We start from the raw sequence: 13652 nt of genomic DNA, 5'->3' as shown, positions 1-13652 counted from the left end.
TAGTAAAAATAAATTTTTTCAATATAATTGTTTAATTAATTTTAACTTAGATTAATTGGATAAGTTCCTTAATAGCCATTTTACGGCTAAATACCTGCCGTTGTGCAGTTCCGTTGTCATCCCGTGGTGGCTTTATGACCACGGGATCTTACATCACAGACTGTGTCCTAAGATACCGCGGTCGAGCCGCGGTATGACATTAAATGAATAATAGCATTACGCAATAAACAAGTCAGAAAATTTATCTATAGAACTTTCCGAAACACTACATAGAACTTCAGACATTTTGTTAAATTCTCCGGTACATTCAAGCACTATATCTACGCCTGCATCTAAAACTTCTTTGGTCATATCTGCCATACTACCGCTTAAAGCTTTCATATCTATTGCATCGGAAATAATAAGCCCTTTAAAGCCGATATTATTTTTAATATAGTCTATCACTTTTTTTGATAGGGTGGCAGGATTCTCAGGATCAAGAGCTTTATAAATTATATGTGCCGTCATAGCAAGTTTAATATTATCGTGCTTCGCGAGCTCCTTAAATACTTTAAAGTCTGTTTTTGCTAACTCTTCTATATCAACATCGACAATCGGTAATTTTTTATGGCTATCCACCGTAGCTCTACCATGGCCCGGAATATGTTTTATACAAGCCCCGACTTTCTCTTCTTGTAATCCGTCTATAGCAGCTAAACATAAAGGCACGACTACTTCCGGCTCCCCGCCGAAACTTCTATCGCCGACTATCTTGTCTGCTCCTTCGTGGAGCAAATCCGCTACCGGTGCAAAATCTAGATTAATGCCTACTTCTCTCAGCTCTTTCGCAATATCACTATAATTTTTTTTACATACTTGGGGATCAGTAAAAGTTTGAGCAGCCGGAGCGTCATAAAAAGTCGGTGCTATAAGCCTTTGTACCCTACCGCCTTCTTGATCTATAGAGATGATAGTATTTTCCCCTAATACTTCTTTTATATCTGCAATAAGCTTAATAAGGGCTTCTTTAGCCTGCGCACCGTTATCATTTTTTCTAATATTACGACGGAATAAAACTACACCTAAAGGATTATGCTCTTCAAATAATTCTCTTTCGGCATCGGTTAATTCAGGACCAGATATACCTATAATTACTGGCTTTACCATTTGTCTTATTGTCATAATATGTTCTTTTCTTTAAAACGTGATACGACAAGTACTATACGCACGTCATCGAGGAATCGGCAAGAATTTTTTTTATTTGAAGAGACAAATTATGGAAATTGGTAAGTAATATATCGATTCTAGCGGTAGAAAGAGATGTAATATCTTTATTTAAAGATTTTTGGAGTAGATCAATATCATTAGCAGTATAATATTTTCTATTATTTATTTTATAATTAGATAAATCAGGGCTTTTTGTCTCTAGATATCTTAATTGATGTAAAGCAATATTTAAATGCTTAATCACTTCACTAGCAGAATAATATTTTTTTGTTAGCTTATTGTTTGTCATATACTCCGAATACAGATTTTGTTGCATGGCTCGTTTTATGTCATTCCCGCGTAGGCGGGAGTCCCAAAAATAACCTTAATATTGATACACATTATTGACAAAATAAACCTAAAAAAACAAGTTTTTTATAGGTTTTACTGGATTCCTGCTTTCGCGGGAATGACATAAAAAGCATTTTCCGAGACATGCCACAAGCCAACAAATTATAACGAAGTTCATCGAGTAGATTCATTAATTAAAGCTTTTAATTTAGAAGAAGGGACAAAACGTAAATGCTTTTTTGATTCTATAATTACCGGTGCTTTGGTATGAAAATTTATTCCGGGACGTGGATTTTTTTGTTTCACCTCAAAGCTACCAAAATTCTTTAAAGTTAATTTTTGCTCTTTTGCTATTTCTAAAATATTAGAAAAAACCGTATGAACTATTTCCTCGCATAAATTATTTGAAAAACCCAATTTAGAGCTTAACATAGCTGCAATTTTTGCTTTGGTAATAGTCATAAATAATACCGGTTTTTAAGGGTATATTGTCTGCAGTCATTGCGAGGAGAAACTATAAGTTTCGACGAAGCAATCTCAGGAGTTGATCCTACTTCATGAGATTGCCGAGTCGATGCTACGCATCTCCTCGCAATGACGTTAAAAAATTACGAATTTGCTTTTTCTTTATCGTTATTATATTCGTTAATATTTTTATTTAGCTCTTCTAATTTATCCACTAGGTGCTGACGTATTTTTTCTTGCTTCTTGCTGCCTGCTTTTTTATAATCTTCCATTTTTGCTTTTACAGCATCTATAGATTTTTGCAGTTCTTCACCTTTTTTATCTTTCTGATCTTTCACATTCTTTTTTATCTCTGTAACGCTTTGGGCTATCTGATCATAAGTATTGCTTAAGGTCTGATTAAATTTATCGGCTCCCGTTTGTGCTAGGTTTGTTAAATTGTCTTTTAATTCCTGTAAGTTTTCGGTAATTGTTTTTGTACTGCTTGTAGCTACTTCTTCAGTTTGCACTTCATTTGCTTTTGTTTCATCCTTGGTAGGCAAATCTGCAAAAATACTAGGTGTTAATAATAAAGTAGCGGTAGCACCTAATGTTATTAAAAATTTTTTCATTATATTCTCCAATTATTTATGTTTATTATTATATTGTTCAACTTTCTTACTTAAATCATCAAGTTTTTTCACAAGAGTCTGTCTATATTCTTCCACTTTATCATCTTTAATTTTCTGATAATCCTGTAACTCTTTCGTTAAATTTTTATATTGCGCTTTTATAGTTTCTAAAGAATGGTCTTTACTATCCTTAGCATATTCCTCTAAATCATTAATTTTGACGGATAATTTATCTGCTACTTCATGACATTTTTTATTAAAATCGACAGTAATAATTTTAGCAGAGTCCTTAAAATTTTAATGTAATTCTTCAAGTGCTTCACTTATAGTTCTTATAAAACCTCTTTATTGAAATAGTTAATAAAAATTAAACTTAAGTATTATATACCGGTATCATAAATAATATAATTATAAAAAGCAATTTTAAAAAGTACATATTGAATATATAGTTATTGTATCAAATAAATTTGAGGGTGTTATGACATTAGAACTAGGAAAAAAACTTCCTGATTTATCTTTACACATAGGTCAAGATAACGTAATTAAACTATCGGATTTAAAAGGAAAATTCGTAATATTATATTTTTATCCGAAAGACGATACACCTGGATGTACTATTGAAGCACAAGATTTTAACAAACTAAAACCGGAATTCGATAAACTTAATACGGTAATTATCGGAGTATCCAAAGATAAGCTTGACTCTCATGATAAATTTAAAGAAAAATATAGTTTAGGATTTGATTTAGCCTCTGATACAAATTCAAATTTATGCGAACAATTAGGGGTATGGATAGAAAAATCAATGTTCGGTAAAAAATATATGGGTATTGATAGAGCTACGTTTTTACTTGATAAGGAAGGCATAGTTAAGCATATTTGGCGGTCGGTAAATGCTAAAAATCACGCTCAAGAAGTACTTGAGAAATTACGGACTATGCTTTCTTAAAATGTCATACCGTGGCTCATTTTTTTGTCATTGCGAGGAAATTGCATAGCAATTGACGAAGCAATCTCAGGATATTTGACGAGATTGCCACGCAGCCTACGGCTGCTCGCAATGACGTTTCATTTCTTCCATCTATTGTGAAACCAAAACCATTGAGCAGGATTTTGCTTAACCCATTCTCCTAGCATTTGATTAATATTAAGCATAATATTATAGCAATCGGCTTTATTATCGCCAGTTTGCTCAAACTTTAATTGCGGGTGAACTATTACTTTAAAATAACTACCTTTAGTTCTAATGATTTGGCAAGGTATAATTGGATATTTATACTGCAAAGCAATTTTAGCGATGGCGCTTGCAGTCATAGCAGGATGCCCTAAAAAAGGCACTTCAATTCCATCGTTCATTTTTTGATCAACAAGCATAACAATAGATTCACTCTTCTTGATAGCCCTGACTAAAGCTCTGCTACCTTCAGGACCTTTCGGTATAAGTCTTAATTTATCACCGGCACGACTTTCATTAACCAACTTGTTAACATACGGGTTATTTGCTTTACGATAAATTACGGCAACTTTCGGATAAAATTTATGAAGAATCTTAATACTAATATCCCAATTTGCAAAGTGACCGCTAAATAATAAAAAAGGTTGTCCTTCAAGTTTTTTAATATTTTCTATGCCGATTATTGCGATTCTACGCTCTAACTCGGCTTCATCCATCTTGCTAACATATGTAAATTCACCGATAAACCTACCGAAATTATCCCAAGTTTGATCTATGATTTTTTCAACATCACACATATCGCCAAATACTACTTTAATATTTCGTCTAGCAATTTTATTAACAGCAAATAATATACCGACTTTTCTTGCTATAAAACTACAAATATCCGCCGCTTTATCTACACCGAATATTCCTATTACTTTCAGGAATATAACAACGATAAAATACTCAATTAAATATCTAAGCTTTTTTAAAAATTTTTTCATTTAATAAATCAGGATGGTTTATAGATAATTCTACATCTAGACAAACAATATTATTATTTAAATCATTAAACTTAACATGATCTTTTCTTGTAGTAACTAAGGTAGCATTATGCTCTTTAGCTAATGAATATAAATTTTCTAAATCTGCTTGTAAATAATTATAATGATCGGGAAAAATTTTGTAACCGGTTATATTTAATCCGTAATTTTTTAAAGTCGCAAAGAAACGCTCAGGATTACCGATACCGCTAAAAGCAAAATAATTTTTAGTTTTATCTATATTATTTGAAGGAACTATTTGAGCATTTATTAACTTATTGACATAAGGAGTTAAAATATCCGGTATTTTATCTTGGTGGCTACTGACTAAAAAAATTAAATCAGCTACATCAAGGGCTTTATTTGGATATTGTCTTAAAGGACCGGCAGGAATTAGAAAACCGTTGCCGAAAAGCCTTTGGCTATCTACTGAGACTATAGTAAAGTCTTTATGAAAATAAGGATTTTGTAGGAAATCATCAACTATTATTATATCAGGTTTAAGCTCGTTAATTAACGGCACAATTTCTTTAATATTTTTAGTAGCAATAACTGCTCCGTACTTTGCAAGTATTACCCCCTCATCTCCTACCTCTAATGCTGTATGTCCTTGATGTATGGTAGTTGCACTTTTAAGGTTACTACCATAAGCCTTAGTTACTATTACAAAACTTACATTTCTAGCTTTTAGTAATTTGGCTAGATACATTACTATCTGCGTCTTACCCGTACCTCCTACGCTACAATTACCGACACAAATAACTTTAGCAGGCAACATAATAGGACGTGCTAAACTAGCTCGTAAATAGCCTAAAAATTGATATATCAAGCTTATAGGCAAAAGCAAATAAGCTATAATATTTCGCTTCTGCCAAAATTCAGGATATAAAAGTTTGATCATAGTTTAACATTTATGGTAGTTAAAAATAAAGTCAAACGGATTGATTGCTTTATTATCTAACAGAATTTCAAAATGCAAATGTTCACCCGTTGCATTACCAGTGCTTCCTTGTATACCGATAAATTGACCACGCTTAATTTTATTTCCTTCCTTGACTGACATTTCTTTTAAATGAGCATATTTCGTAACAAATTTGCGTCCATGTTTAATCTCAACAAAATTCCCGTAATCAGGTGCTCTAGCGGCTTTTATAACAATTCCGCTTGCTGCTGCATATATCGGTGCTGCTTTTTTAGCTTGTAAATCAATACCGCTATGGAAACATTTCTTTTTTCTTTTCTTTTTATGAGGACTGGTCCTAGTTCCATAATGGCTAGTAATTTTCGGCTCATATTCCGGCATCATAAGTGGTATTGTACTAATTATTTGATCAAGCTTGGTTAATTCTGAGATATTATTCCTATGAGTTTGTTTTTTTGCAAAATAGCTAGCTTCCGGTTTAGAGAGAAACTTATATTTTGAATGTAGTTTTGTTACAACTGCCTTTATATTAGCTATTTTTATTTCGGCTGCTTTATTAAATTCTACCGGGTTTTTATTATGTAATTTGTGTAAAAAAATCTTATTTTGTTTAGGGTTATTAATTATTAGACCTAAGTTTTTTGCATATATACATTTGCTATTTTTGTTTGTTAAATCATACTGTACTACTAAATCGGCATGGCTGATTTTATATTTTTGTTTTAATTGAGATGAAGTAGTAGCAAGTAACGTAGTATCACTAGATTTTTTAATACTGCTACAACCTTGAACAAGAAAAACTATAAACAGTAAAAAGATATATTTTTTAAAAGACATTAAAGATAAATGTATGTAAATTTCAAATTAAGAGTGCCACTTAAATATTCTGTTAATTTCTCTAATTCTCCTCTAATATTTGGAGGGTTAATTAACATTAACCCACACTTTACCATATTTTTATCACTATTTAAAAGCTCATATTCAATAATCATAGTTTCTTTAAATCCGATATTTTTGTAATTATGGTAAAAATCACGGACTAAAGATAAATCTTTTATAGGATACCAAATGAAGACAGTATTATTAAGAACTCGTAGCTTAATTTTTTTAAGTGCTTCAAGTAATTTTTGAAACTCATTTTTTACTTCAAAAGGCGTATCAAGAAAAATTAATCCTCTATTCTCTTTAAATGGTAGCAAAGCTTTGATAGCATTATAAGCATCTATATTATGCGTATCATTTGGTAATAATTTTTTTAAACTTAAATAATCGCTTGGATGAAGTTCGCAGGCAATTAAGCGATCATTTGGTCTTAATAATTGCTTGATTATAAAAGGTGAACCTGGGTAGTGACTTTTGCCTGCTATATTTATTATATTTAAAAAAGTTTGTAAGAGCTGAGGAATAGGATCGGTAGCGTGCAGTAATTTATTAATTCCCGTATCGCTTTCTAGAGTTTTAGAAGCCGCCTCCGAGTTTAAATCGTAAAGACCTAGCCCAGTAAAAGCATCTAAAACCGCAAAAGGTTTTTCTTTTTTCTTGAGCTGTTCTAAAATACTAATTAGGACTAAATGTTTGACTATATCGGCAAAATTGCCTGCATGATAAATATGACGATAGTTCATTTTAAATTAATCATAAATTTCACTTCTATGACCAACTCACACGCATGGCTCTATATCATTCCCGCGAAAGCGGGAATGATATAGAGCATATACTTTATACACCATATTTCTTTTTTAAGAATTCCGTTGCTTCTGCTGAAGTAAGTAATTTATCACTTTTATTATTGCTTCTTGCTAAAGCAGTTTCTGCATCTTTTCTATCTTCTTTTAGTTCACGTAAATAATTTTTAATGGCTTCTCGTATTAGTAGATTTAGGCATCTCGTCTAATTTAGCTACAGTAATTTGTGTAGATTAATACTATAGCCTTTAATTAGACATTCTTTAAGTAAGTTAGTAGCCCATTTTCTGAAAGCGATCCCTCTCTTAGAATTTACCCTATATCCTACTGATATTATCATATCTAAATATAGTATTCTACTTGGTATGTTTTATCATCAGCGGCAGTATGTGCAAAATTTGTACATACTATATTGTATAGTTTTCTTTCTTTTAGAATTTTATTAATATGTTTTGTAATAACTGTTCTATCTTTGTCAAAAAGTTTAGCATTGCCTAGAAAAAGTTGTTTTATAGTGTAGTTTAGCTTTCCGATGTCATTCCCGCTTTCGCGGAAGTGACATCGAGTTTTTTATGTACTATCATTTCGTTAGCAATGCCTTGCTTTAAACATTTTTTATAAGCGTAAGCCATTCTTCTTCATCAATAATTTTAATATTAAGCTCTTTAGCTTTTTTAAGTTTACTGCCTGCATCAACGCCGGCTACAACTAAATCCGTGTTCGATGATACGCCAACTGCAACTTTAGCCCCAAGCTTCTCAGCCGTTGCTTTAGCTTCTGCTCTAGATATCGTCGGTAAACTACCGGTAAATACGACTATCTTGTCCGTTAAACTACTCTGTTCTCTAGTCTCTTTATAATCTTCAATATTTAATATTTCACCAAGTTTTTTGATAAGCTCAATATTTTCTTTAACATCAAAAAAATCAATAATATCTACTAAAATCTTATCACCGATTCCTTCTAAATTGTTTAGTTTTTGATAAATATCAGGCTCATTTGTTCTAAGCAATTCCATTTGAGCTATAAAATTATTATAGCTGCCAAATTCTCTAGCAAGTAATTTAGCATTTTGTGCACCGATATGCCTTATGCCTAATGCATATATAAATCTTGGCAAACTAACGTTTTTTGATTTTTCTATATTTTTAAAAAGATTTTCTACTGATTTTTTACCCCATCCATCCATATTTTCAAGTTTTGCTAAGCTAGAGTCATTTTTTTCTTTTAAAAAGAAAATATCTAAAGGATTACTAATCAATCCCTTATCTATTAAAAACTCAACTTGCTTACGCCCAAGCCCCTCAATATCCATAGCATTTTTCGATACAAAATGACGGATACGCTCATAATTCTGAGCAGGGCAGTTAAGGCCATTATCACAGCGTATAATAATATCTTCAGGCGTATAATGCAATTTAGAATTGCATGACAGACAAAATAAAGGAGTATCAAACGTTGTTGTATCATTAGGACGTTTATCAAAATCAACTCCCATGATTTTAGGAATAACGTCACCAGCACGTTGCAGGAATACATAATCCTTAATCCGCAAATCTTTTCGTGCAATTTCTTGGAAATTATGTAATGTTGCTCTGCTAACAGTTACCCCGCCTATTTCTATGGGTTCAAGTTCGGCTACCGGCGTTAACGTACCAGTTCTACCAATCTGTACAGTAATAGAAAGTAACTTTGTTTGTCCTATTATTGCAGGAAATTTATGAGCGGTAGCAAAGCGTGGACTTCGTGCAATAAAGCCCATTCTATTTTGCAGTGCAAAATCATTTAGCTTATATACTACTCCATCAATTTCATAAGGTAAATTTTCTCTATTTGTTTTGAGATATTCGTAAAAGGCGAAAATTTCTTCTTCAGAACTCGCAAGTTTAGATATTTCATTAATGTTAAAGCCGCATTCTTTTAATTTTGTAAGTAATTGATCTTGTGAAGAAGCGAGATTCTGTTCAGTTACCCCTCCTGAATATACAAAATATTTGAGCGGTCTTTTAGCCGTAATAGAAGCATCAAGCTGACGAAGTGATCCGGCAGCAGCATTACGAGGATTGGCAAATTTATCCTTGCCCTGCTCTTCTTGTTCTTTATTTAGATTTAAAAAATCTTGTTTTTCAATATAAATTTCCCCTCGTATTTCTAAAAACTCCGGAACATTATCTATTTTATGAGGAAAATTTTTGATTGTTTTAATATTTGCTGTTATATCTTCACCGACATATCCGTCACCTCTTGTAGCTCCCGTTGTAAGCACCCCGTATTTATAAACAGCAGAAAAAGACAAACCATCTATTTTAGGTTCACAAAAGATAGGAGCAAACTCATTAAGGCGTAAGAAAATTTTTATACGGTCTACAAAATCTCTCACATCTTGCTCATCAAAAGCATTACTGAGAGATAGCATGGGCACTTGATGCGTAACTTTAGCAAATTTATTTGCTATTTTAGCCCCTACTTTTTTGCTAGGACTATTTTCTAAAATTAAATGAGGAAATTTTTGTTCTAACTTGAGATTGGTATTAAATAGCTGATCATACTCGCTATCAGAAACTAAAGGATTATCTTCTATATAATAAGCATGGTTATACGCTGCAATTTTATCAGCGAGTTCTTCTAGTAATTTTTGTGCTTCCTCTTCAGATATTAAATCAATATTTTGCATTAGTAGTTCATACTTTTATTTTAATTTACAATCAAATCCAATTCCTAAAATTTTTATTTTCTTCAAAATCGCTAATTGCTCGTTTTAGTCTTTCAGCATTTTTAGGACTTTTTAACAAGTATAGTTTCCTCCATAGCATTATGACCTTCAAGCGACATAATAACCACCGGTTTTTGTTTTTGTCTAGTTACAATCACTGAAGTGTGATCTGCACAAACTTTTTTCATAACATAACCTACTTAAGTACGTTTTGTAATAAGGCATGTTTTATAACTAGTCACTTTAAGAATCAAAATCAAAATCTTTACCTAGTTTAATATATGCTCTAATACGGCTCATGAGATTTTGGAAATATGTTAAATTATGCCATGTCATTAGCATAGAGCCAAGTATTTCACCGATTCTAACTAAATGATGTAGATAAGCTTTACTATAGTTTCTACAAGCAGGACATAGGCAATCATGTTCTAGCGGCTTGTTATCATCGGCATATTTGCTATTGCGGATATTTACCGTACCGTATTTCGTAAAAGCCTGACCGTTGCGACCTGAGCGTGTCGGGATTACGCAGTCAAACATATCTATACCCCTGCTAACCGCACCTATAATATCAGCAGGCTTACCGACTCCCATTAAATAACGCGGCTTATTTTGCGGCAGAAAATCAGGAGCATAATCAAGTACTTTAAACATAAGCTCCTGCCCCTCACCTACTGCAAGTCCACCTATAGCATAACCCTCAAAATCAAGTTCTACTAGATCCTTAGCCGATTGCTCACGTAATTCTTCGTAAACGCTACCTTGAATAATACCGAATTGTGCATAGCCTTCCCGCTTAACAAAAGCATTACGTGATCTATTCGCCCATCTAGTCGTAAGCTGCATAGAAGTTTTAGCTTCTTCAAAGGTTGCAGGGTAAGGCGTACATTCATCAAAAGCCATAGTGATTGTGCTACCGAGCAGATATTGTATTTCGGTAGAACGCTCAGGAGTTAACATATATTTATCGCCGTTAATATGAGAGCTGAAACTTACTCCCTCTTCGGTTATCTTGCATAACTTCGATAGCGACATTACCTGAAAACCGCCAGAATCGGTTAATATCGGCTTATCCCAATTCATGAATTTATGTAAGCCACCAAGCTGTACTATACGTTCGGCAGTCGGCTGAAGCATTAAGTGGTAAGTATTGCCAAGCAATATATCCGCCCCCGTTTCTGCTACCGATTCAGGTAGCATTGCCTTAACCGTTCCTCTAGTTCCAACTGGCATAAACGCGGGTGTATGCATCTCACCGTGTGCGGTTACGATAATACCGCTTCTAGCTTTTTTATGCTGATGATGAATATTAAAAGAAAATTTTGACACTAATAATCACTTATTTTTAAAAGCAATATCTTAGCATACTATAGTTTATCCTGGAATATAAAAATTAAGATTAAAAGCAGGTATCACCTAAAAGCAGTTGTTTTATGCTGTAATTTAGCCTTCCGATGTCATTCCCGCGTAAGCGTAATGATAATCTTTTCAACTCTAAATCATTATAGTCATTGATTTATTTTAATTACTTTATAGATTACTTTTCTTAAAAATGATTAAACTCTGTCATTCATAATATAATCTAATTTATAAGAGTTAAAATATGGAAAATAAAGAAGAAGAAACTTTAACCCTTGAGTGAATAATAGATGAAGAGGAGGAAAAGCGTTTAAAAGCTCACAATGCAAGGAAAGAGCTTAAGTTAATATTAATAACATTTGCTATTATTCTCACTAGTTTTTTAACTTTTTGAAATAAATAATAACACAAAATGAAATTGTTTAAATACAATGTAACCAAAAACTATTAATCTATTTAAAGTTAAAAATTATTTGTTATTACAATTTTTACACTTTTGCTTTAATTGTAATCAACTATTATTAATATAAATAAAATAACTTTTATGGAAGATATAAACTCTTGGAAAGAAAAGTTTGAAATTTGTGTTTACGCTAAAAAGCTACTTGATAAACTCGAATATTTAAACACTAAAGTAAAAAATCCTGTTGATATAGAGGAAGTTAAAACAGGTATCTACTACGCTCGTAAATATCATGGTTCACAAATGCGTCAGTCAGGTGATCCGTATTATTCGCACCCGATCGAAGTAGCGATTATGCTTGCAAAGTTTGTAGCAGACGAAGCGCCTAAGCTTTTTACTTCTAATATTATAAATTCTGCTCTACTTCCACTATACTATTGAGGATACAGAACTTACTGAAAAACTGATCATCGAAATTTTTGGTAAAGAAATAGCAAAACATGTAGAAGGTTTAACTAGAATTAAACCTCACGGACAACTCAGTGTCGAGGAAAGCTTAAACCTATTAATTAAGCAAAAAAGATAGGATACCGCACTTATAAAATTATTTGATCGTATTCATAATGTACAAACATTAGTAGCTAAATCACCTGAAAAAGCGAAGCAGATCATTGTGGAAACATTTAAGAAGTTTCTAGTTGTTGCTATACATTTAGAGTGTTATGAAATTGAAGAAAAGTTTAATGAAATTTGCTATAGGTTTTTATGCAAAGATAAATTTTCTCAACAAAAATAAATATCATTATTCACTATGAATAACCTTCTTCTTTTTCCAACTTTTGAAAATGATTTAGACCAAACATACAAATTATAAGTAATGGAACCATCACAACAAACAAACCATATTGACCCAAATATTTTGTTAAATATATAATTCCAAACGAAGTGATTTATACACATTAAGGCTCTAGAAACAGCATATATCATACTACTGTAAAGCGTTTAAAAACCGGAGCCTAAAAAAAAGATTGAAACAGCAGGAACAGTATCAAATGAACATATTATCAAACCTATTTGAATTAAAAGAAGCTAGGAAAGGTGTAGTTGTACTTTTTAAAAGGTATGGTGCAAATAGAATAAATATAAGAGTAAAGCTAATTTTACTCTAAGAATTTTTAAAGGATATATGTTATAACTTAGAAAACATATTAAAGACATACTAGCTAGGTGGAACATTGAAATAATAAAATTATGATGAATAACCTGAGCTGCACTATATCCAAATGCATTCTTTAAAACTTCACCACAAGTAATATAAGTATAGTAGAAAATATGGGCCAAGCACAACCATTATGAAAAAATATATAGTTGTCTTCTTATTAGGTTTTTGGTAAAAAATCTCATCGTTTTTTAATTCTGTTTTGTCGATATTTGCTTTTTCATATTTTCGTAAAAGTCTAGCACTTGCATCTACAAAATCAGGCGTTTCTCTAAGATGAGCTTTAGCGTAACCTCTCACAACTGCAATAATTGCACCTATCCAAACGGCAAGACGCCAATTAAATCCTTGAGTAGTAACTAAAGATACTATAGCTAAAGCTACAGTTGTCCCAATTACTGATGCTACAGCGATAAAAGACACTACGGGATATTGTATAGGTGGTTTTGTAATTTCAGTTAAATAAAGTTCTGCTACTACTATTTCACCTACAGAAGCTATACCTTGAATTGCACGGCAAATTGTGATTAATACAGCAGCAAAATAACCTACTTGTTCATAAGTAGGAGCATTTACCATAATTATACAGGATAAAACCATTAAGGTAGATAACAGTAGATTTTCGCCCTAATTTATATCACCTATTCGACCAAAAACATATGCTCCTAGTGGTCTAAATATAAAGGTAGAACAAACGGTAAAGGCAGAGAGAAGAGCAGCTGCACTCGCATCATATTTAGGAAAGAACAATTCATTTAT

General features: G+C 32.3%; 16 protein-coding genes. 3 read left to right on the top strand and 13 right to left on the bottom strand.

From position 1 onward, the window contains the following. Positions 1–216: 216 nt before the first annotated feature. The 4 genes from nagZ to WSW_RS0104345 all read right to left on the bottom strand — a co-directional run bounded on the left by nagZ (position 217) and on the right by WSW_RS0104345 (position 2612). Positions 217–1161: a beta-N-acetylhexosaminidase gene (nagZ, locus tag WSW_RS0104360; RefSeq protein ID WP_016917221.1), complete on the bottom strand. Its 945-nt coding sequence runs from the start codon at positions 1159–1161 to the stop codon at positions 217–219. A 37-nt stretch (positions 1162–1198) separates the two neighbouring features. Further along, positions 1199–1495: a MerR family transcriptional regulator gene (locus WSW_RS0104355; protein ID WP_014364966.1), complete on the bottom strand. Its 297-nt coding sequence runs from the start codon at positions 1493–1495 to the stop codon at positions 1199–1201. A 215-nt stretch (positions 1496–1710) separates the two neighbouring features. Then, positions 1711–1998 carry an HU family DNA-binding protein gene (locus WSW_RS0104350; protein WP_004997606.1) on the bottom strand — a complete coding sequence of 96 codons (288 nt, stop codon included), beginning with the start codon at positions 1996–1998 and terminating at the stop codon, positions 1711–1713. Between the two features lie 146 nt (positions 1999–2144). Continuing rightward, positions 2145–2612: a hypothetical protein gene (locus WSW_RS0104345; protein WP_016917220.1), complete on the bottom strand. Its 468-nt coding sequence runs from the start codon at positions 2610–2612 to the stop codon at positions 2145–2147. Positions 2613–3090: 478 nt separating this feature from the next. Here WSW_RS0104345 and bcp point away from each other — a divergent pair, with 478 nt between their 5' ends. Further along, positions 3091–3561: a thioredoxin-dependent thiol peroxidase gene (gene bcp, locus WSW_RS0104335; RefSeq protein WP_016917219.1), complete on the top strand. Its 471-nt coding sequence runs from the start codon at positions 3091–3093 to the stop codon at positions 3559–3561. A 119-nt stretch (positions 3562–3680) separates the two neighbouring features. Here bcp and WSW_RS0104330 read toward each other — a convergent pair whose 3' ends face one another. Genes WSW_RS0104330 through rlmJ form a run of 4 tightly spaced genes read right to left on the bottom strand, consistent with a single transcriptional unit; the run spans position 3681 to position 7139 of the window. Then, complete coding sequence (locus WSW_RS0104330) at positions 3681–4553, bottom strand: lipid A biosynthesis lauroyl acyltransferase (RefSeq protein ID WP_016917218.1); 873 nt, start codon at positions 4551–4553, stop codon at positions 3681–3683. Next, positions 4528–5493: a tetraacyldisaccharide 4'-kinase gene (gene lpxK / locus WSW_RS0104325; RefSeq protein WP_016917217.1), complete on the bottom strand. Its 966-nt coding sequence runs from the start codon at positions 5491–5493 to the stop codon at positions 4528–4530. The genes WSW_RS0104330 and lpxK overlap by 26 nt, the downstream gene beginning before the upstream one ends. 3 nt (positions 5494–5496) lie before the next feature. Beyond that, on the bottom strand, positions 5497–6351 hold the full coding sequence (locus WSW_RS0104320) for a M23 family metallopeptidase (protein ID WP_016917216.1): 855 nt from the start codon (positions 6349–6351) through the stop codon (positions 5497–5499). After that, positions 6351–7139 (bottom strand): 23S rRNA (adenine(2030)-N(6))-methyltransferase RlmJ, encoded by a 789-nt coding sequence (rlmJ, locus tag WSW_RS0104315; protein ID WP_016917215.1) that lies wholly within the window; start codon positions 7137–7139, stop codon positions 6351–6353. The genes WSW_RS0104320 and rlmJ overlap by 1 nt, the downstream gene beginning before the upstream one ends. 44 nt (positions 7140–7183) lie before the next feature. Here rlmJ and WSW_RS1000000112310 point away from each other — a divergent pair, with 44 nt between their 5' ends. After that, the gene (locus WSW_RS1000000112310; RefSeq protein WP_016917214.1) at positions 7184–7363 is read left to right on the top strand and encodes a hypothetical protein; all 180 of its coding nucleotides are present in this window, start codon (positions 7184–7186) and stop codon (positions 7361–7363) included. Positions 7364–7413: 50 nt separating this feature from the next. On the opposite strand, the gene rhuM is transcribed toward WSW_RS1000000112310, so the two are convergent. The 4 genes from rhuM to tgt all read right to left on the bottom strand — a co-directional run bounded on the left by rhuM (position 7414) and on the right by tgt (position 11241). After that, on the bottom strand, positions 7414–7539 hold the full coding sequence (gene rhuM, locus WSW_RS1000000110720; RefSeq protein WP_083832936.1) for a RhuM family protein: 126 nt from the start codon (positions 7537–7539) through the stop codon (positions 7414–7416). Between the two features lie 264 nt (positions 7540–7803). Beyond that, entirely contained in the window at positions 7804–9873 is a 2070-nt protein-coding gene (gene ligA, locus WSW_RS0104305; protein ID WP_016917213.1) for an NAD-dependent DNA ligase LigA, read from the bottom strand. 101 nt (positions 9874–9974) lie between these two features. Then, a complete protein-coding gene (locus WSW_RS1000000113615; RefSeq protein ID WP_016917212.1) occupies positions 9975–10100 on the bottom strand; it encodes a hypothetical protein in 126 nt (41 codons plus the stop codon). A gap of 55 nt (positions 10101–10155) precedes the next feature. After that, positions 10156–11241, bottom strand: coding sequence for a tRNA guanosine(34) transglycosylase Tgt (gene tgt / locus WSW_RS0104295; protein ID WP_016917211.1), 1086 nt, complete (start codon positions 11239–11241; stop codon positions 10156–10158). Between the two features lie 574 nt (positions 11242–11815). Between tgt and WSW_RS0104290 the strand changes: the two genes are divergently transcribed. Continuing rightward, positions 11816–12115, top strand: a complete 300-nt coding sequence (locus tag WSW_RS0104290; protein ID WP_029374990.1) for a bifunctional (p)ppGpp synthetase/guanosine-3',5'-bis(diphosphate) 3'-pyrophosphohydrolase — start codon at positions 11816–11818, stop codon at positions 12113–12115. A gap of 859 nt (positions 12116–12974) precedes the next feature. On the opposite strand, the gene WSW_RS1000000113065 is transcribed toward WSW_RS0104290, so the two are convergent. Beyond that, positions 12975–13472: an MFS transporter gene (locus WSW_RS1000000113065; protein WP_238528507.1), complete on the bottom strand. Its 498-nt coding sequence runs from the start codon at positions 13470–13472 to the stop codon at positions 12975–12977. Between the last annotated feature and the right edge of the window lie 180 nt (positions 13473–13652).

Origin of the sequence: Rickettsia honei RB (assembly GCF_000263055.1) — a bacterium.
Classification (GTDB): domain Bacteria; phylum Pseudomonadota; class Alphaproteobacteria; order Rickettsiales; family Rickettsiaceae; genus Rickettsia; species Rickettsia rickettsii.
Note: the sequence above shows the minus strand (reverse complement) of the source record. Positions and strands in the feature narration are given on the sequence as shown.